Origin of the sequence: Lysinibacillus xylanilyticus, assembly GCF_001183605.1 — a bacterium.
GTDB classification, from domain to species: domain Bacteria; phylum Bacillota; class Bacilli; order Bacillales_A; family Planococcaceae; genus Lysinibacillus; species Lysinibacillus xylanilyticus.
This window is the reverse complement of record NZ_LFXJ01000010.1, coordinates 752,858-771,058: the sequence shown is the minus strand read 5'-3', so window position 1 is coordinate 771,058 and position 18,201 is coordinate 752,858. Positions and strand designations below refer to the sequence as shown.

21 protein-coding genes are annotated in these 18,201 nt (G+C 38.0%); 4 read left to right on the top strand and 17 right to left on the bottom strand.

Translation table 11 applies throughout. The features are described 5' to 3' along the window. Nucleotides 1-91 precede the first annotated feature (91 nt). Genes ACZ11_RS21105 through ACZ11_RS21095 form a run of 4 tightly spaced genes read left to right on the top strand, consistent with a single transcriptional unit; the run spans nucleotide 92 to nucleotide 1,970 of the window. The gene (locus ACZ11_RS21105; protein WP_049668492.1) at nucleotides 92-469 is read left to right on the top strand and encodes a GntR family transcriptional regulator; all 378 of its coding nucleotides are present in this window, start codon (nucleotides 92-94) and stop codon (nucleotides 467-469) included. Continuing rightward, nucleotides 470-718: an ATP-binding cassette domain-containing protein gene (locus ACZ11_RS27625; RefSeq protein ID WP_338048344.1), complete on the top strand. Its 249-nt coding sequence runs from the start codon at nucleotides 470-472 to the stop codon at nucleotides 716-718. Further along, a complete protein-coding gene (locus tag ACZ11_RS21100; protein ID WP_338048342.1) occupies nucleotides 676-1,341 on the top strand; it encodes an ABC transporter ATP-binding protein in 666 nt (221 codons plus the stop codon). Before ACZ11_RS27625 ends, ACZ11_RS21100 begins: the two co-directional genes overlap by 43 nt. 2 nt (nucleotides 1,342-1,343) lie before the next feature. Next, the gene (locus tag ACZ11_RS21095) at nucleotides 1,344-1,970 is read left to right on the top strand and encodes an ABC-2 transporter permease (RefSeq protein WP_049668491.1); all 627 of its coding nucleotides are present in this window, start codon (nucleotides 1,344-1,346) and stop codon (nucleotides 1,968-1,970) included. Between the two features lie 198 nt (nucleotides 1,971-2,168). Here ACZ11_RS21095 and ACZ11_RS21090 read toward each other — a convergent pair whose 3' ends face one another. From ACZ11_RS21090 to rimP, 17 genes are all read right to left on the bottom strand, one after another. Next, nucleotides 2,169-2,663, bottom strand: coding sequence for a HugZ family pyridoxamine 5'-phosphate oxidase (locus ACZ11_RS21090; protein ID WP_049668490.1), 495 nt, complete (start codon nucleotides 2,661-2,663; stop codon nucleotides 2,169-2,171). After that, nucleotides 2,633-3,457 carry an ABC transporter ATP-binding protein gene (locus ACZ11_RS21085; protein ID WP_049668489.1) on the bottom strand — a complete coding sequence of 275 codons (825 nt, stop codon included), beginning with the start codon at nucleotides 3,455-3,457 and terminating at the stop codon, nucleotides 2,633-2,635. The genes ACZ11_RS21090 and ACZ11_RS21085 overlap by 31 nt, the downstream gene beginning before the upstream one ends. Continuing rightward, nucleotides 3,457-4,449: a FecCD family ABC transporter permease gene (locus ACZ11_RS21080; protein ID WP_049668488.1), complete on the bottom strand. Its 993-nt coding sequence runs from the start codon at nucleotides 4,447-4,449 to the stop codon at nucleotides 3,457-3,459. The genes ACZ11_RS21085 and ACZ11_RS21080 overlap by 1 nt, the downstream gene beginning before the upstream one ends. Before the next feature lie 15 nt (nucleotides 4,450-4,464). Next, on the bottom strand, nucleotides 4,465-5,460 hold the full coding sequence (locus tag ACZ11_RS21075; RefSeq protein WP_049668487.1) for an ABC transporter substrate-binding protein: 996 nt from the start codon (nucleotides 5,458-5,460) through the stop codon (nucleotides 4,465-4,467). A 203-nt stretch (nucleotides 5,461-5,663) separates the two neighbouring features. Continuing rightward, on the bottom strand, nucleotides 5,664-6,887 hold the full coding sequence (locus ACZ11_RS21070; RefSeq protein ID WP_049668486.1) for a M16 family metallopeptidase: 1,224 nt from the start codon (nucleotides 6,885-6,887) through the stop codon (nucleotides 5,664-5,666). 142 nt (nucleotides 6,888-7,029) lie between these two features. Next, the gene (gene pnp / locus ACZ11_RS21065; protein ID WP_049668485.1) at nucleotides 7,030-9,144 is read right to left on the bottom strand and encodes a polyribonucleotide nucleotidyltransferase; all 2,115 of its coding nucleotides are present in this window, start codon (nucleotides 9,142-9,144) and stop codon (nucleotides 7,030-7,032) included. Nucleotides 9,145-9,418: 274 nt separating this feature from the next. Next, the gene (gene rpsO / locus ACZ11_RS21060; protein WP_049668484.1) at nucleotides 9,419-9,688 is read right to left on the bottom strand and encodes a 30S ribosomal protein S15; all 270 of its coding nucleotides are present in this window, start codon (nucleotides 9,686-9,688) and stop codon (nucleotides 9,419-9,421) included. Nucleotides 9,689-9,863: 175 nt separating this feature from the next. Next, nucleotides 9,864-10,187 (bottom strand): hypothetical protein, encoded by a 324-nt coding sequence (locus ACZ11_RS27115; RefSeq protein WP_236690917.1) that lies wholly within the window; start codon nucleotides 10,185-10,187, stop codon nucleotides 9,864-9,866. 49 nt (nucleotides 10,188-10,236) lie between these two features. Further along, the gene (ribF, locus tag ACZ11_RS21055) at nucleotides 10,237-11,193 is read right to left on the bottom strand and encodes a riboflavin biosynthesis protein RibF (RefSeq protein WP_049668483.1); all 957 of its coding nucleotides are present in this window, start codon (nucleotides 11,191-11,193) and stop codon (nucleotides 10,237-10,239) included. Between the two features lie 13 nt (nucleotides 11,194-11,206). Next, a complete protein-coding gene (truB, locus tag ACZ11_RS21050; protein ID WP_049668482.1) occupies nucleotides 11,207-12,118 on the bottom strand; it encodes a tRNA pseudouridine(55) synthase TruB in 912 nt (303 codons plus the stop codon). Between the two features lie 436 nt (nucleotides 12,119-12,554). Next, a complete protein-coding gene (rbfA, locus tag ACZ11_RS21045; RefSeq protein WP_049668481.1) occupies nucleotides 12,555-12,896 on the bottom strand; it encodes a 30S ribosome-binding factor RbfA in 342 nt (113 codons plus the stop codon). A gap of 104 nt (nucleotides 12,897-13,000) precedes the next feature. Next, nucleotides 13,001-13,279, bottom strand: a complete 279-nt coding sequence (locus ACZ11_RS21040; protein ID WP_049668480.1) for a DUF503 domain-containing protein — start codon at nucleotides 13,277-13,279, stop codon at nucleotides 13,001-13,003. Next, nucleotides 13,279-15,537, bottom strand: coding sequence for a translation initiation factor IF-2 (gene infB / locus ACZ11_RS21035; RefSeq protein ID WP_049668479.1), 2,259 nt, complete (start codon nucleotides 15,535-15,537; stop codon nucleotides 13,279-13,281). Before infB ends, ACZ11_RS21040 begins: the two co-directional genes overlap by 1 nt. Before the next feature lie 14 nt (nucleotides 15,538-15,551). Beyond that, nucleotides 15,552-15,860, bottom strand: coding sequence for a YlxQ family RNA-binding protein (locus ACZ11_RS21030; RefSeq protein ID WP_049668478.1), 309 nt, complete (start codon nucleotides 15,858-15,860; stop codon nucleotides 15,552-15,554). Beyond that, a complete protein-coding gene (gene rnpM / locus ACZ11_RS21025; RefSeq protein WP_049668477.1) occupies nucleotides 15,857-16,135 on the bottom strand; it encodes an RNase P modulator RnpM in 279 nt (92 codons plus the stop codon). Before rnpM ends, ACZ11_RS21030 begins: the two co-directional genes overlap by 4 nt. Nucleotides 16,136-16,316: 181 nt before the next feature. After that, nucleotides 16,317-17,456: a transcription termination factor NusA gene (gene nusA / locus ACZ11_RS21020; RefSeq protein WP_049668476.1), complete on the bottom strand. Its 1,140-nt coding sequence runs from the start codon at nucleotides 17,454-17,456 to the stop codon at nucleotides 16,317-16,319. A 31-nt stretch (nucleotides 17,457-17,487) separates the two neighbouring features. After that, nucleotides 17,488-17,958 (bottom strand): ribosome maturation factor RimP, encoded by a 471-nt coding sequence (gene rimP, locus ACZ11_RS21015; protein WP_049668475.1) that lies wholly within the window; start codon nucleotides 17,956-17,958, stop codon nucleotides 17,488-17,490. Nucleotides 17,959-18,201: the final 243 nt, after the last annotated feature.

The following is an 18,201-nucleotide window of genomic DNA, read 5'->3' as shown; positions in this document are numbered from 1 at the left end:
TTCGTGACCCTTACCCAAAGTTTGAAAATGTTGCATTTATCAATACAACCGTATATAGCGTGCATATACAGTTGTGAGAGGTGAGAAATTTATGCATATCCATTTAAGCAACGCCAGTGATAAACCCATTTATGAGCAAATAACCGTACAGCTTAAGGAAGCGATACTAGCCAATAAGTTACAGGCAGGCGACGCACTACCATCTATTCGTGCACTTGCAAAGGATTTAAAAATCAGCGTTATGACAACGAAACGTGCTTATGCTGATTTAGAGAGGGATGGATTTATCGAAACGGTAGCTGGGAAAGGAAGCTTTGTTACAGAACGAAACCAAGATTTTCTACGTGAGGAATTATTGCGTCAAGTTGAAGAACATATGCAAAAAGCAGTGAAAACGGCCAAAACTTCGGGAATGACCAAAGAGGAATTACAGGAGTTACTTTCATTAATTTTGGAGGAGGACAACTAAATGAATGCTATTGAAGTTCATGATTTACAGAAAAGCTTTGAAGGGTTTTCTCTTAATGATGTAAGTTTTTCAGTACCTCAAGGGACTGTCATGGGTTTTGTAGGAGAAAACGGTGCTGGAAAGTCTACTACAAATCAATTATGCCTCGGCATAATTGCGTCCGGAGGTTTTAACTTATTTTACTCAAAAAAGAATATGGCGAAATTTTGCTATTCGGTAAGAATGTTGTCGAATATGAATTATCGATAAAAAACGACATCGGTGTGGTTTTTGACGATTTACATGTGCCTGAAACACTTAGTGCGACGCAACTCGACAAAATCATGAAAAAAGTTTTTAAAACGTGGGACTCAGGCTATTATTTTGAGCGATTAGCACAATTTAAAGTTCCGGAGAGGAAGAAGGTTAAAGAATTATCTCGAGGAATGAGGATGAAGCTTTCCATAGCAATAGCATTGTCGCATCATCCAAAACTTTTAATTTTAGATGAACCAACGAGTGGACTAGATCCGATAATTCGTGATGAAATTCTCGATTTATTTTTAACGTTTATGCAAGATGAAACGCATAGCATTCTATTTTCTTCTCATATAACAAGCGATTTAGAAAAGATTGCGGACTATATTACATTTATTCATAACGGCGAAATTCTATTTAGTGAAGGTAAAGACGTATTGCTCTATGAGTACGGAATATTTAAAGGCAATAAAGAGGAAGTAAGTGCAATACCAGAACATGCCATTATAAGAAAACGTAATGGAGCCTTTGGTATAGAAGCCTTAGTTCTAAAAAATGAAGTAAATGAGGTATTTTCCCTTGAAAAGCCTTCTATAGAGGATATTATGCTATTTTATGTGAAAGGGAGTGTTTGATTATGGCTGGTCTTATCTTAAAAGATTTAATGTCGATTCAGCGTCAAATAAAAGCACAGGCCTTCCTGTTGATTTTCTTCCTATTTATATCAATTTTTATGCAACAAAGTTTAATACTCTTTACACTTATTATATTTATCGTGACCTTTCAAGCTATAACTGCTCTTACTTATGATGAACAAAGAAACTGGGATAAATATGCAAATCCTTTGCCCATTTCAAAAGGGGACATAATACTTAGTAAATATATACTTAGTGTCCTTCTTATGCTTTTTGGACTTATCCTCGCACTACCGATTGTATTTATCATTCATCGTTTTACGAATAACTGGTCATCAGCAGAGTTTTTTCTAACATTTAATCTCCTTGTGACATTGGCCTTTTGTATGCTAGCACTATTATTACCGATCTACATTAAATTTGGTTCTATAAAGGGAAGAATGTTTCTTATTGCTCTTTGCTTCATACCTAGTATCTTATTTAATCTTTTAAAAGAGTATTTACCAGATATCACATTAACATTATCCAACTTAAAACAGTATATGTTTTTTGCTCCTTTTGCCGGACTTTTAATCTTATGGCTCTCCTCTCTCATTTCAACCGCATTATATCAACGCAAAGAATTCTAGGAGGGAAAGCGACAATACAGGCTTTACTTTTACAAAGCCCCTATCCATTACTATTTATCACAAGTAGCAGAAAATTTTTTGATAATTATTTTGATCCCTACAATCATGAGTATAATCATTAGTTACTTCAGCCTTACATTAAATTTATCAAGAGAGGTTTTTTAAAGAATAAAAAAATGGTTGCCTAAAAAGGGCAACCTATTTTTTATCAATTACTACATGGACTAAAGTATCATTCTCTATATCAATTGTAAATGCCTTACCGAAGCCTACCACATAGCGGCCCTCCAATGGCGTGAGTTCAAATAATGAGAAATCAAGTGTACGTAACAGCTCCATCATTTTAGCATTATGCAATTTATTGAAGGCTGCAAATACGTCCTCATATCCTTCATTCCCTAAATGCTTTGGTTTACATTGCCAACGTGCTCGTTCTGCTGCAAATGGATTTGGTGTTACTGCCTCATCGGCCACGCAAAGTAAATCTACAAGTTGAGCCTGCTCCATGAGTTGGAAATGCTCTGCGATACGACTAATATAGACGTAAAATTTACCATTCACACGCACAAATGGAGTAGTGCTACTAAAAGGTTTTCCTTCACCATCCACTAGACTTAACACACAGCTTTTTTTCCCTTGAATAAATGTTTCATAGCCTTGCTTTACTTGCTCAATATCAATTTCTTTTTGCATCCTATTTCCTCCCATGCCTTGACAGTACTTTTTAATTGAATCCGTGGAGCACTATCCCATGATACATATTGAATTTCTGCTTCCATTCTGTATATTTGCTGAATCATCTTTTCGGTCATTACCTCTTCAGGCGTGCCAACTTGGGCGCGTTGACCATCCTTTACAACTACGATTTTATCACTATAGCTAGATGCTTGATTTAAATCATGGAGCACCATCACAACCGTCATACTCATTTCATGATTAAGCTCTCTTACTAATTCTAGAACTTCATGTTGGTGTGCTATATCTAAGTATGTCGTTGGCTCATCCAACAATAAAATTTGTGGCCGCTGCGCTAAAGCCATTGCTATCCAAGCTCGCTGTGCTTCACCACCCGATAAAGCTGCAATAGGCTTTTCTCTGTAATGTGTGAGATGTGTTTTCTCAAGAGCCCAATCAATAATAGCCTCATCCTCTGCGTTTAAACGCTCAAACCACTTTTTATGTGGATATCGACCGTATGCCACTAGGTTTTTGACAGATATATCAGTTGGAGCTTGATTTTTTTGACTCAACATGCACATTTTTTTTGCTATGTCTTTGGACGAGAGTCGACGGATATTTTGGCCATCAAAGATAATAGTTCCTTCATTATAAGGCTGCATACGTGCAATAGCCTTTAAAATAGTAGATTTTCCAGAGCCATTGGGTCCGATAATAGATAGGATCTCACCTTTCGCAACTTCAAAAGAAAAATTATGGACAACTTCTTTTTGTTCATAGCGGACAGATAGCTGTTCAATCTTTAACATTAAAACACCTTCTTTCGCATTAAATATAAGAAGTAAGGCCCACCAATGACAGACATTAGAATGCCCGCTGGAATATCGAGTGGCGCAAACAATGTTCTTCCACCCGTATCAGCTATAAGTAACACAATAGCGCCCATCGCCATACTCATGGGTAGTAAATATTTATAATCTGAGCCTACAAGCATTCGAGCCATATGCGGTACGATTAAACCAATAAAGCCAATCATTCCGACTGCGGCTACCGAGACAGCCGCTAAAAATACTGCTAAAATAGATAACATAATACGAATACGAGTTACATTTTCCCCTAAATTTACTGCCACTTGATCTCCTAAACGTATAATATTTGCCTTGCGTATCGCAAAAATGGATACGATCCAGCCTATTATTGCGTATAAATAAATCATGTGCAGTGATGCATTTCCCTTGGCTGCTAAACTACCATTCATCCATTGCACTGTTGATGGTAGTCGATCACTATAAAGAATCGATAAAAATCCAATAACTCCACCACACAGTGCATTCACTGCAACTCCTGACAAAATAATAGTAATAGGTGTAATGCCTGTTCGTCGCCAGGCAAGTGCATAAATTATGGTTGCAGCAATTAAACCACCTATAAAGGCTGCGACTGGGATAAGATGAGTGAATTCTGGATTTGCTAATATAATGATTAAAACAAATGCTGCTGCTCCGCTTGTAACACCTGTCAACCCTGGATCAGCTAGTGGATTTCCCATTACTGCCTGCAATAATGCACCGGAGATCGCAATATTAGCACCTAAAATTAGTGCTAGTAAAACACGTGGAAGACGAATATCCCAAATAATTGTAGTATACATGCTATCATTATCACGACCATTAACAATTGTTGTTAAAATATCTGGGATTGTAATATGTACACTCCCTAGCCCTATCGCAACGATAGCTGCTAACATTGTTAGCACAAAAGTTACGATAATAATGATGCGACTTCTTCTTGTACTAATCATAGGTTTACCTCATTGTTATTTATAGAAATAATCTGCGATTGTAGTAAGTGCTGTCTCAACATTAGAAATGGATGTTACACCGAACGTACTATAATCAAGCATGTAAATCTTGTCATTTTTATAAGCTGAGAGTTGTTTCCACGCACTATTTTTCTCAATCTCTTGTTTGAATTTATCTTCGTTTGCTCCATGATCGCCTGATGCTAATACGAAAACAATATCTGGATCAGCAACAACAATGTCCTCTAGATTCATTGCTGAATAAGTTGATTCTGCTTTTAATACTGATTTAGCGATATTATCAGCGCCTAAACGCTCAACTAGACTACCTAGATAAGACTTTTCATTCATAACCATGAAGGAATCAGATGTGCCGATAACAAGCATGACAGATGGAAGTTTCTTTCCTTGTGCTTTTGTTTCAAGTTCCTTTTCCTTTGTAACAATATTTTGTAGTACTTTATTCATTTCTTCTTCTTTTCCAAAATATGTACCAAGTACCTTGAAGCTCAATTTCAAGTCATCATAAGAATCTGTCGGTAGATAGGCTGTTGGTAAATTCATTCCCTGAAGTGCTTGATCCAGTGAACTTTGTAGAGAAGAAGCCCCAATTACTAAGTCCGTTTGTAAACTTGAGATAATTTCCAAATCCGGTGCCATAGGTGAGCCAACTCGTGTAATAGCATCAAAATCTGCCGGAATCGGATTTGTCGATGTTGGAACGCCTACAGGTGTAATATCAAGAAGATGTAGCATCTCTGTTAAAGGAACCGATGTAGTAACGATTTTTTCAGGAACTGTTGCTGGAAAACTAGCTAATGCTTTTTGAAATGCCTCCTCATTTACACCATCCTCAAATTTCTCCACTTGTACTTTAGTTGATTCTGATATTTCCTGTTGCTGTGATGTCCCGTCTTTTTGTGTCTCCTTATTTTCCTCATTTTCTTGTTGTGAGCATCCAACTAATGTAAGTGATAATGCCAGAAGCCCAACACCTAACCAATTTTTCATAATAATACTTGCCTCCATTTAATTGATAATGATTTTCAATATCAATTATACTATCAAACTTTATTGAGAATATCAACCTCTAATTGATAATGAGCATTTTCAACTAAAAAAAAGAACCTCGAAAGCTATCGAGATCCTCCTATTAAGACTTTTCAATTAAAAAGGAACACAAACTTTAGCGATAGTTTTGTGTTCCTTGTATTTTAAGCTTCTGGGCCGATAATTGAAATGGCTGGCTCAGCTTTTAAAATTTTTGCTATTAAGCGATCGATTGATTCCATTGATACGGCATCGATTGACGCTAATACTTCATCAACTGAACGATGTTTACGATGCACTAACTCACTAGTACCGTTGCGATTCATACGAGCACCTGTCCCCTCTAGACCGAGTACAAAACTACCCTTTAGCTGTTCCTTCGCATTCATAAGTTCTTCTTCTGTCACGCCACCTGCTACGATATCAAGTAATGTCGCATCAATTGTATGTTGAAGCTGTGATAATTGCTGACGACTTGTACTTCCATAAATCGTAAATGCTCCAACATCGGCATAACAAGATTGGTAAGAAAATATTGAATATGCTAAACCACGTTCTTCGCGTACTTCTTGGAACAAACGAGAACTCATATTACCACCAATAATATTATTAAGTGCAATAAAGCTATACATATCCGGATCCTTTACACCAATTGCTGGATAAGAAATGGCTAAATGCGCTTGCTCCGTATCACGAGTTTTTGAAATCTCTCCTGGATAAAAAGGAGGATTCGAAAGCACAGGCTCAACCGCAAGTGGAGATGGCTGATATTGGCCAAATAAGTCTTCAATTGTTTGCATGAGCTTTGCAGAAATATTTCCCGCTATTGAAATAACAACTGATTCTGGACCATAATGTTTAGCCATATAGTTACGTATCACATCTGCTGTAAATGTTTGTAAAGTAGCCGCAGTTCCTAGAATTGGACGACCGAGTGCATCGTTTGGATACATGACTCCCCATAGCTTTTCATGAACATCGTCATCAGCTGCGTCTTCACTCATTAATATTTCCTCTAGTACAACTTGTCTTTCCTTCTCTAACTCTTCCTGTGCGAACGTAGAATTAAAGAACATATCCGCTAATATTGTAACTGCAAGCTCTGCATGATGGTCTAAAACCTTTGCATAATAACAAGTATTTTCCTTGGATGTAAAGGCATTTAACTCTCCACCAATTCGGTCAAATTCTTCAGCAATTTGGCGAGCTGTTCGAGTTTTTGTCCCTTTAAAAAGCATATGTTCTATAAAATGTGTAAGGCCATTTTCCTCAGGTAGCTCATAACGAGATCCTGCATTAACAAAAATGCCTAGCGCAACGGATCTTACATGATCGATTTGCTCAGACACAATACGCACACCATTCTGACATGTATGTACTTGTACCATAAAATCTCCCCCAATTATATCTCTGGTTCTACATCTAAGGGTAAGGCACCATGTGAAGCTTCCCACAAATATTATAGAACCAAATTCCTTATACTTTATTTAAAAAAGGCTGCGCATTATACGCAGCCTTTTCTACAATTTATTATTTATCTTGCTCAGCGCGTTCTTTTTCCTCTTGGATAACAACTTTACGAGATAAATTCACACGACCTTGCTTGTCAATCTCAATAACTTTTACAAGTAATTGATCGCCAAGTTTTAAGACATCTTCAACTTGTTTTGTACGTTCCTCTTGAATTTCAGAGATGTGAAGTAAGCCGTCTTTCCCTGGGAATATTTCACAGAACGCACCGAATTTTTCAATACGTTTAACTGTTGATAAGTAATACTCGCCAACTTTTGCTTCACGTACGATGTCTTCGATAATTTGTTTTGCACGAGCGTTCATTTCTTCATCTGCAGAAGAGATGTAAATTGTACCATCTTGCTCAGTATCAATTTTTACGCCAGTTTCTTCAATAATTTTGTTAATTTGTTTACCACCAGGTCCGATGACATCGCGAATTTTATCAGGATTAATTTTCACGATTACAATTTTCGGTGCAAATGCAGATAATTTTTCACGTGGTTCTGCAAGAGTAGCAAGCATTGATTCTAAAATGTGCATACGACCAATTTTAGCTTGTGTTAATGCTTCTTCTAAAATATTGCGTGATAAACCATCAATTTTAATGTCCATTTGAAGTGCTGTTACACCTTTAGCTGTACCTGCCACTTTAAAGTCCATATCTCCAAGGTGGTCTTCCATACCTTGAATATCAGTTAAAATAGAGTAATGTTCGCCTTTTTTAACAAGACCCATTGCAATACCTGCTACAGGTGCTTTTAATGGAACACCAGCATCCATCATTGCTAACGTTGAAGCACAGATAGAAGCTTGCGATGTAGAACCGTTCGACTCAAGTACTTCTGATACACAACGGATTGTGTATGGGAATACTGATTCATCTGGGATAACCGCATCAAGAGCACGCTCTCCTAGTGCACCATGACCAATTTCACGACGACCTGGTCCACGAATTGGACCAGTTTCCCCTACAGAGAATTGCGGGAAGTTATAGTGATGCATAAAGCGTTTTGATTCTTCCACACCTAAACCGTCGATAATTTGTACATCACCAAGTGCACCTAATGTACAAATAGAAAGGGCTTGTGTTTGGCCACGCGTAAATAATCCTGAACCGTGAGTACGTTGTAATATGCCTGTTTCAGAAGAAAGTGGACGGATTTCGTCTAACTTACGACCATCTGGACGAACTTTATCTTCTGTAATCTGACGACGTACTTCGTCTTTAACCATTTTATCTAGAATTGTATAAACTTGCTTCATTGTTACGTCATCCGCTTCTTGCTCTTCATAAGAAGCAATAACACGGGCTTTTACCTCTTGAATAGCCTCATCACGTGCATGTTTTTCTGCAGTTTGAATTGCATCATGCATGTCAGTCTCACAAGCTGTTTTTATATCTGCTTGAATCGCTTCATCAATTTCAAATAATGTTATCGGTAATTTTTCTTTCCCTACTTCTGCAATAATTTGCTCTTGGAAAGCAATAATTTTTTTGATTTCTTCATGACCGAACATAATGGCTTCTAGCATTACTTCTTCCGGTACTTCTAGTGCAGCTGCTTCAACCATGTTGATAGCATCTTTGTTACCTGCTACAGATAAATGGACTGTAGATTGATTAGATTGTGCCACTGTTGGGTTCACAATAAATTTACCGTCAATATATCCAACTTGTACACCTGCAATCGGTCCGTCGAATGGAATATCCGAGATAGCTAACGCTAATGATGAACCAACCATTGCAGCCATTTCAGACGTGCAATCCGGATCGTTAGACATAACCATTGAAATAGCTTGTACTTCATTACGGAAACCGTCTGGGAACATCGGACGAATTGGACGGTCAATTAAACGGCTTGCTAATATTGCTTTTTCAGATGGACGTCCTTCACGTTTAATAAAGCCACCAGGAATTTTACCTGCTGCGTATAAACGTTCTTCGTAGTTTACTGTTAATGGGAAGAAATCAAGTGGTTTCGGTGATTTTGACATTGTTGCTGTTGAAAGGACAGATGTATCACCATAGCGTACTAATACGGCCCCGTTTGCTTGTTTTGCTAACTGTCCAACTTCGATTACAAGTGGACGGCCAGCCCATTCATAGGAATAGACTTTCTTTTCGTTCATTCAATGAACCCCTCTCTATTATAAAAACACTTACTTCGTCTGTATGTACTAATAGTAAGTGTACCAAAAATGCTTGTTCTATGCTAAATATTTCATGAAAAAATAATAATACATTTAAATTCAGTTATTGCCAATTTATTTAGGATTTATTTCTGTATTTGATTGGAACAGTGTTCTTTTGCTTAAAATTAATGTCATATATGCTTTTTTTCTCAATAATAAAGTTTATTAAACATAAAGAAAAAGCGGGATTAATCCCGCTTTTCGATGACAATTAGCGACGTAAGCCTAAACGAGTGATTAGTTCACGGTAACGTTGTACGTCAGTTTCACGAAGATATTTTAATAAGTGACGACGACGACCTACCATTTTAAGAAGACCACGCTCAGAGTGGAAATCTTTTTTGTGTGTACGTAAGTGAGCGTTTAGAGCGTTAATTTCCTCTGTTAATACTGCAACTTGTACTTCTGGAGAACCAGTGTCACTTTCGTGAGTACGGAACTCAGCAATAAGTTCATTTTTACGTTGTTTTGAAATAGCCATTTGTATGGACCTCCTAAATAATTTTTAATCCCCATTAGCACAGTAAACGTTGGAGTCATCGATATACCGAGCTAAGGTTAAGCATATTATGCACTTATGAATGTTACCATAAATCAATAGGTCAAGCAAGCGTTAACGTCATCCTATTCATATGTTAAAGTAGTTTTAATGTGCATTAACTCGATAAAATATAGCACACACCGTAACGTGTGTGGTTGATTTCCGTTCCGTCTGGGCGCTTTGTTGTTGCTGTCGCTTCGCTTTCGCACAGATAAAACCTTTGTTGCTGTCGCTTCGCTTTCGCACAGATAAAACCTTTGTTGCTGTCGCTTCGCTTTCGCACAGATAAAACCTTTGTTGCTGTCGCTTCGCTTTCGCACAGAGCAAAGCTTCCTGGGGGCGTCCGATGAGCCGCTTGGGGCAACAGGATGTTGGTCACGAAGGCGTTATCACAGGACGTGATGCTTTTAGCCTTCCTTCCTCTATCGCTGATCCCCAAGGAGTCGCCCAGCCTCCACTCCAATCAACTTATATTCATGGTATACGCTTTAACTTTTGGTAATAACCTTAAAATATTCAATCGCTTCTTGTTTATCTTTTTCGATTTGTGCTTTTAAAGCTTCAATACCATCGAATTTTCGTTCACTTCTTATACGCTTATACCAAGCGACATGCACTTCTTCACCGTAAATATTTTTTTCGAAGTTTAATATATGGACTTCGATGGATAATTGTTTGTCGTTTGGATCTTTAAATGTTGGTTTATATCCTACATTACATACACCATCATACCAGTTATTTTGTACAAGTACTCGAACCGCATATACACCGCTAGCTGGAATATAAGTTCCCTCTAACGCTTGGACATTTGCAGTTGGGAAACCTATTGTGCGTCCTCGCTTATCACCATGTACAACGATACCCGTAACTTCAAATGGTCGTCCTAGGAGCAATCTTGCTTCTTCCATATCTCCCTCTTGCAAAAGCTTACGGATACGTGTAGAGCTAATTTTTTCGATATCATCCGTTTTCTTTTCAACAACCGTTACGCCATAATCTCCATTACTCAATGCATGCATATCTTCCATTGTACCTTTACCAAATGCACCAAAAGAATAATCAAAGCCAGCTGTAACATGTTGAATGTTCAACCCACGAATAAATGTATCAATAAATGCATCAGGTGAAAGCTTTGCAAAATCAGATGTGAAATGTACAACAAATGCTGTATCAACACCCTGTTCTTCAAAAAGCTGCAATTTTTGCTGTAATAACGTTATATAAAATACTTTTTCGTTACGTCCGCCAAGCACTAAAGAAGGATGGGGATCGAATGTCATAACAGCCGTTGGAATTTGACGCTTGTCTCCTTCCTCCTTCGCTGCCTTAATAACTGCCTGATGCCCTCTATGTACACCATCAAAAAAACCAAGAGCCAATGAATATGGCTGCATGCTTTCTCGTTGCTGTAATTGGTGTGGGTATTTTAAATGAATGACCTCCATACTAAAAATCCTCCTACTCTATCGTCGGAAACATCTTATGTGGCTTCATAAACCCTTCCTTTGTAGGATGGGCTTGATAAACCGCAAATGCTTTTCCACTGATTCCAAAAACAATTTTATCATGTATCTTTAATAATGCATCTGCGGGAAGCACTTGTCCATTGAAAATTTCTTTTTCGTTCGCAGAAGTAATCTCAATATATGGATAATCTGTTAATGCATACTCAACGGGTAAAATGCATGTATCAATTTGTTCAGTTTCCATCAGTTCAGCAACTTGTGCCAACGTAAAGCAATTCTCTTGTGTAAATGTACCTGAGGCTGTGCGTACGAGCTCTTTCATATGTGCTGGATAACCAAGTGCCGCTCCAATTTGCACAGCTAGTGTTCGAATATACGTACCTTTGCTACACGCTATACGTACTGGGAATGTAATTTCTTCCCCTTCATATATTTCTACATCATCTAGTAGTTCTAATGCATAAATAGTAACCTGACGTGTAGGTCTTTCGACAATTTCGCCTTTTCGAGCATATTCATAGAGACGTTTACCATTTACTTTAACAGCTGAAAACATCGGTGGCGTTTGTTGAATAACACCTGTTAGCGATGCTAAAACCTCTAGCAATTGAGCGCGTGTGAACTTTTTATTCGTACTATCTTGCTCAACCGTTTCTCCTTCTGCATCTTCAGTTGTCGTTGTACGGCCAATTGAAATAACAGCTTCATAGGTTTTTCCTGCATCAGTTAAGTATTCTGCGATGCGTGTTGCTTGACCAATACAAATCGGAAGAACTCCCTCAACACCTGGATCAAGTGTGCCTGTATGGCCAACTTTTTTAGTACGTAAAATTTTACGTAATTTAAAGACGCAATCATGGCTTGTCATGCCACGTTCCTTCCAAAGCGGTAAAATACCGTTCATAAATTTCCTCCTAATATCAAGGTTCATCACTATAACTCGGAGTTGTTCTCCACATAAGCAGTTTTATTTGGTGATGAACCCAAAATCAATTCGTTTATAGTATATTTGATAACATTATCCAAATTCGGATATTTTCGGCTCATCACCATTACGTGTGGTTGATTTCCGTTCCGACTGGGCGCTTTCCTGGGGGCGTCCGATGAGCCGCTTCACTCGCGATGCTCGCTCCAGGGTCTCATCTGTGATGCTGATCCCCAAGGAGTCGCCCAGCCTCCACTCCAATCAACATATTTACACTGCATAAGTATTAACAAATGTCATCCACAACTTTTGGTGATGAGCCTATTTTTCGCAGTTTTGCTCAAGCAAAATCTTCTTTGAATGTAAAAAGTCTGCCTGCATGAACATGCATATGGCAGACTTTTTTAAGTTAAGCTTATTCTTCGTTTAAACCACGTAGCAATGAATCAATACGGTTCCCATATTCAATCGATGAATCGAATTCAAAGATTAGTTCTGGTGTACGACGTAAACGGATTCGTGTACCGATTTCTGAGCGAATGAAACCAGAAGCCTTTAATAAAGCTTTTAGTGTTTCCTCTTTTTCACGTTCATTGCCTAGAGTTGTAATATAAATTGTCGCTTGCTGTAAATCACCTGTTACCTCAACACCAGTAACAGTAACGAAACCAACACGCGGATCTTTTATTTTACGTCCAATAATATCACCAAGCTCTTTTTTCATTTGCTCAGCGACACGGTTTGAGCGTAGAGACATAGTTTGTCACCTCAATTTCGATGTACAGAAAGTTGTGTCCTTACTTGCACCTATATTTACATGCAAGGTATGGCTAAATCATACAACACAACTTCTAATGTTACTTATAAATAGTCTCGCCACACATCTAGCTGTTCCCAAGATGGATTTGACTGTAAGTAGTGAAGCGCGTGATTAATTTCACGCTCGGCTGCTTCTTTTGAAGAAGAAACAGCAACAAGCGCTAATTTCGTACGCTGCCATACATTTTGATGATCAATTTCCGCAATGGAAACATTAAATTTTTGCTTAGTGCGTGTAAGCATACGCTGTAGTACAGCACGTTTTTCCTTCAACGAATGGGCAGTTTGAATCATGAATTCAACTTCTGCATAAACAATCATTATGCACGCTTAACTTCTTCCATAATATAGGCTTCAATAATGTCGCCTTCTTTAATATCGTTGAAGTTTGTAATTGTAATACCACATTCGTAACCTTTTGCAACTTCTTTGACTTCATCTTTGAAACGTTTTAGTGTATCTAATTCACCTTCAAAAATGACTACGTTATCGCGGATTACACGTACGCCAGAATCACGAGTTACTTTACCTTCTGTTATATATGAACCAGCAATTGTACCAACTTTTGATACTTTAATTGTTTGGCGAACTTCTGCTTGACCAATAATTTTTTCTACAAATTCTGGATCAAGCATACCTTTCATTGCTTGTTCAATTTCCTCGATTACTTTATAGATAATACGGTGTAGACGAATATCTACGCCCTCTTCTTCTGCTGCACGTTTTGCATTAACATCTGGACGTACGTTGAAGCCAATAACAATTGCATTTGAAGCCGCAGCAAGAGAAATATCTGATTCTGTAATCGCTCCAGCGCCAGTGTGAATAATTTTCACATTTACGCCTTCAACATCAATTTTCATTAATGATGCAGCCATAGCTTCTACTGTACCTTGAACGTCAGCTTTAACAATTAAGTTAAGCTCCTTCATTTCGCCTTGACTCATCTGTTCGAATAAGTTATCAAGCGTTACACGTTGTTTTTCTGAGCGTTGTGCTTGAATAGCTGACATTGCACGAGTTTCGCCGACTTGGCGTGCTGTTTTTTCGTCTTCAAAGACAACGAAACGGTCACCAGCTTGTGGTACTTCATTTAAACCTGTGATTTCTACTGGCGTTGAAGGTCCAGCTTCTTTCACACGACGGCCTTTGTCATTCACCATAGCACGTACACGTCCATAAGCATGGCCGACAACAATTGGGTCCCCAACTTTTAATGTTCCATCTTGTACTAAAAGCGTTGCAACAGAGCCTCGACCTTTATCTAGCTGTGCTTCAATTACTGTACCAAGTGCTAGGCGATTATGGCTCGCTTTTAATTCTCCAACTTCAGAGACAAGTAAAATCATTTCAAGTAATGTGTCAATGCCTTCACCTTTTAATGCAGAGATTGGTACGAAAATAGTTTCGCCACCCCAAGCTTCAGGAACTAGGCCATGCTCAGTTAACTCTTGCATCACACGATCTGGATTAGCTGAAGGTTTATCCATTTTATTGACTGCAACAATAATTGGTACTTCTGCTGCTTTTGCGTGGTTAATTGCTTCTACTGTTTGTGGCATAACGCCATCATCCGCAGCTACCACTAAAATCGTTAAGTCCGTTACTTTCGCACCGCGCGCACGCATAGTTGTAAACGCAGCGTGTCCTGGTGTATCAAGGAACGTAATTTTTTTGTCGCCTTCAGTTACTTGATAAGCACCGATATGCTGAGTAATACCTCCAGCCTCTCCAGCTGTAACTTTAGTATTGCGAATAGAGTCTAACAATGTAGTTTTACCATGGTCAACGTGACCCATAATTGTTACTACAGGAGGACGTTCTGATAAGTCCTCCTCGTTAATTTCTTCTGTTTGTTCGAAGTGTGTTTCTAAATCCGTAATATCTACACGAATTTCCTCTTCAACTTCTACACCATAGTCTGCGCAAATTAATTCAATTGCATCCTTATCTAATTCTTGGTTAATTGTTGCCATTACACCAAGCATAAATAATTTTTTAATAATTTCTGATGGCTCGCGGTATAATTTTTTTGCTAATTCCGCTACAGAAAGTGATTCAACAAAAGTAATTTTTTCTGGTAATTCCTTTTGTTTCACTGGTAGACTTGGTTGATGTGTTTTTGGATGGCGACGTTTCCCGCCATGAATTCCTGGTTTTGGACGTTGGTTGTAACCGCCGCCTCTACGATTATTATTATTATTATTATTATTATTATTATTATTATTTGTCATATTTCGATTTTGATTACCTTTTGTATTCTTAGATTTTTCGTTAGACGAATTTGAGTTTTGATGCGTTTGTTGCTGATTATTTGTTTTAGGCTTAGGAGTTGCAGATTGTTTCCTTTGCCCTTCTTGCTGTTTAACCGATTGCTGTGATTTTTGCGATACATTTTGAGTAGGTTGCTTCACTTCTTTTATAGTTTTAAATGTTTGGTTTAACTTTGCCACTATGTCTTTTTCTAACATTGACATATGGTTTGTTACAGTAACATTTAATTTATTTAGTACTTCAATAACCTCTTTACTCGTTTTATTCACTTGTTTCGCATATTCATGAACTCTGATTTTGGTCATCTGCTCACCCCCGATTATTTTTCGTTGAGTAGACTAGACAATTTGCTTGCAAAACCTTTATCGGTAATAGCTAAAGCCACTCGGGCCTCCTTACCTGTAGCATGTCCTAGATCATAACGATCACCAATTACATGATACTCAACGTTGTAATACGTGCATTTATCTTGAATTTTTTTGCTAGAGTTTTTAGAAGCATCGTTTGCAAGCAGTACTAGCTTAGCATTACCATTACGGACTTCCTTTACTACTAACTCTTCTCCTGAAATCACTTTACGGGCTCTTGCCGCTATTCCAAGCAAATTGTACACGGCTCGATTGCTCATATAATAGACTCCCTACGAATCAACAAAATAAGTTCATCGTAGATTTCTTCAGGGATTTTCACATCAAGTTGGTGCCCTAAAACATTTTTCTTACGGGCGATTTCAATCGCTTTCTCCGTTTTAGAGACATAGGCACCACGTCCGGGTTTTTTTCCGGAGACATCAACACTTACTTCGCCCTCTTTCGAACGAACAACACGAATCATTTCTTTCTTTGATAGCATTTCTCCGGTAGCTACACATTTTCGAAGAGGTACTTTTTTATTAATAGCCATAAGAATCACCTTTCCTCTCTGAAGCTTGTCGTAAGAGGTGGACTAGCCATGCACCACATTGGTTATATATATTTGTATATTAACCATGATATTTCCCAATGTAGGCTCTGCCATTATTCAGTCGACGCAGCCCAACGCCCACTGAATAATGGCAGCTAACTAGTCACACGGGCTTTCTTACTTATTCTTCGTCGTCTTGATATAAGTCAACTGTCACATCATCAAAATCACTTTCTTCATCCTCAGCAGGTATGAAAGTGCTTGTTGCAGATGGATAAATACCTAACTCACGAGCATCTGTTTCACTCTTAATATCAATTTTCCAGCCAGTTAGCTTAGCAGCTAAACGAGCATTTTGACCACGTTTACCAATTGCTAGTGATAATTGATAGTCTGGAACAACCACAGTAGTAGATTTTTCTTCTTCATTGACTTGAACATCTAAAACTTTAGATGGGCTAAGTGCATTTGCTACAAATACAACTGGATCTTCTGACCATTCAACGATATCGATTTTTTCACCGTTTAATTCATTTACAATTGTTTGCACACGAGCACCTTTTGCTCCTACACATGAACCTACTGGATCTATCTCTTCGTTATGTGCATGAACAGAGATTTTAGAACGATCTCCGGCTTCACGTGCAATTGATTTAATTTCTACAATACCTTCATAGATTTCAGGTACTTCCATTTCAAATAAGCGGCGTAATAAACCAGGATGTGTACGTGAAACAATAACTTGCGGTCCGCGTGTTGTACGTTCAACCTTTGTAATATAGACCTTGATGCGATCATGTGGACGATATGTTTCACCTTGAATTTGTTCGTTTTGTGGTAATGCAGCCTCTACTTTTCCTAGACCTACGTAAATATTACGAGCATCTAGACGCTCTACTATACCCGTTACGATATCATCTTCACGGTCCACATATTGCTCGTAAATTATACCGCGTTCTGCTTCGCGTACACGTTGTGTAACAACTTGTTTTGCTGTCTGTGCAGCAATACGCCCAAAGTTTCGAGGTGTTACTTCTTGCTCAACCACATCCTCCAATTGATATGCAGGGTTGATAGCTTTGGCATCTTCTTCAGAGATTTGTAAACGGTCATCTTCTACTTCTTCAACAACATCTTTGCGTGAAAAGACACGAATAGAGCCCTTATCTAAGTTTAAGTCAACACGAACATTTTGTGCTTGATTGAAGTTGCGTTTGTAAGCTGTAACTAATGCCGCTTCTATTGCTTCAATTAACACATCTCTTGAAATTCCTTTTTGTTCTTCTAGCGCATTTAGCGCATCTAACAAATCACTACTCATTTTTGTTTTCACTCCTAAATATGCATTATGCTTAAAAATCGATGGCTAGTCGTGCCAATGCGATTTTTTCTTGTTCAATTGTTACTGTAATTTTACGCGTTTTAATGCGTACTTCCATCACTAATGTATGTTCATCGTATGACGTTAAGTAGCCTTGGAATTCCTTCATGTCCTTAATGGGCTCATAGGTTTTAACATAAATAAATTTGCCAATCGCTTTTTCAAAATCAGTATCTTTTTTTAATGGACGTTCTGCTCCAGGAGAAGAAACTTCTAAATAATAGTTTTGTGTAATTGGATCATTTTCATCCAATAGCAAACTTAGTCGTTCACTAACTTGAGCACATTGTTCAATGTCAATTCCACCTTCAGGTGTATCCACATAAACACGTAAAAACCAATTACGTCCTTCTTTTACGAACTCGACATTTACTAGCTCAAGATTCAACTCTTCAACAATAGGTTTAGCGAGCTCTTCAACTAAAGATGGTACTTTGCTCATTGTTTCCTCCTGTATCTATCAAATTCTGGCGTAATAAAACAGAAATTCCACCAGAAGCTTTGGTGAAATTTAACGGTCTTACCTGCTGTTAGTCAAAAATTTGTTTTGCACGGTATAACAACAGAAAAGAGCGGGAAGGTCCCACTCTTTTGCTGGAAAAATATCAACAAATTATTACCATAAGGATAGCATAGTTTACGGTACAATGCAAATTTCCTTTTTCTAGACATCTGTTATAATTGT

What these genes read in the sequence shown, in the direction of transcription:
- rbfA (WP_049668481.1), bottom strand. Translation starts at nt 12,896, where the DNA reads ATGTCTCTACGCTCAAACCGTGTCGCTGAGCAAATGAAAAAAGAGCTT.
- ACZ11_RS21085 (WP_049668489.1), bottom strand. Translation starts at nt 3,457, where the DNA reads ATGTTAAAGATTGAACAGCTATCTGTCCGCTATGAACAAAAAGAAGTT.
- truB (WP_049668482.1), bottom strand. Translation starts at nt 12,118, where the DNA reads ATGAACGGTATTTTACCGCTTTGGAAGGAACGTGGCATGACAAGCCAT.
- rnpM (WP_049668477.1), bottom strand. Translation starts at nt 16,135, where the DNA reads ATGGCTATTAATAAAAAAGTACCTCTTCGAAAATGTGTAGCTACCGGA.
- ACZ11_RS21095 (WP_049668491.1), top strand. Translation starts at nt 1,344, where the DNA reads ATGGCTGGTCTTATCTTAAAAGATTTAATGTCGATTCAGCGTCAAATA.
- nusA (WP_049668476.1), bottom strand. Translation starts at nt 17,456, where the DNA reads ATGAGTAGTGATTTGTTAGATGCGCTAAATGCGCTAGAAGAACAAAAA.
- ACZ11_RS21075 (WP_049668487.1), bottom strand. Translation starts at nt 5,460, where the DNA reads ATGAAAAATTGGTTAGGTGTTGGGCTTCTGGCATTATCACTTACATTA.
- infB (WP_049668479.1), bottom strand. Translation starts at nt 15,537, where the DNA reads ATGACCAAAATCAGAGTTCATGAATATGCGAAACAAGTGAATAAAACG.
- pnp (WP_049668485.1), bottom strand. Translation starts at nt 9,144, where the DNA reads ATGAACGAAAAGAAAGTCTATTCCTATGAATGGGCTGGCCGTCCACTT.
- ACZ11_RS21030 (WP_049668478.1), bottom strand. Translation starts at nt 15,860, where the DNA reads ATGAGCAATCGAGCCGTGTACAATTTGCTTGGAATAGCGGCAAGAGCC.
- ribF (WP_049668483.1), bottom strand. Translation starts at nt 11,193, where the DNA reads ATGGAGGTCATTCATTTAAAATACCCACACCAATTACAGCAACGAGAA.
- ACZ11_RS21070 (WP_049668486.1), bottom strand. Translation starts at nt 6,887, where the DNA reads ATGGTACAAGTACATACATGTCAGAATGGTGTGCGTATTGTGTCTGAG.
- ACZ11_RS21080 (WP_049668488.1), bottom strand. Translation starts at nt 4,449, where the DNA reads ATGATTAGTACAAGAAGAAGTCGCATCATTATTATCGTAACTTTTGTG.
- ACZ11_RS27625 (WP_338048344.1), top strand. Translation starts at nt 470, where the DNA reads ATGAATGCTATTGAAGTTCATGATTTACAGAAAAGCTTTGAAGGGTTT.
- rimP (WP_049668475.1), bottom strand. Translation starts at nt 17,958, where the DNA reads ATGAGCAAAGTACCATCTTTAGTTGAAGAGCTCGCTAAACCTATTGTT.
- ACZ11_RS21090 (WP_049668490.1), bottom strand. Translation starts at nt 2,663, where the DNA reads ATGCAAAAAGAAATTGATATTGAGCAAGTAAAGCAAGGCTATGAAACA.
- rpsO (WP_049668484.1), bottom strand. Translation starts at nt 9,688, where the DNA reads ATGGCTATTTCAAAACAACGTAAAAATGAACTTATTGCTGAGTTCCGT.
- ACZ11_RS21040 (WP_049668480.1), bottom strand. Translation starts at nt 13,279, where the DNA reads ATGATTGTTTATGCAGAAGTTGAATTCATGATTCAAACTGCCCATTCG.
- ACZ11_RS21105 (WP_049668492.1), top strand. Translation starts at nt 92, where the DNA reads ATGCATATCCATTTAAGCAACGCCAGTGATAAACCCATTTATGAGCAA.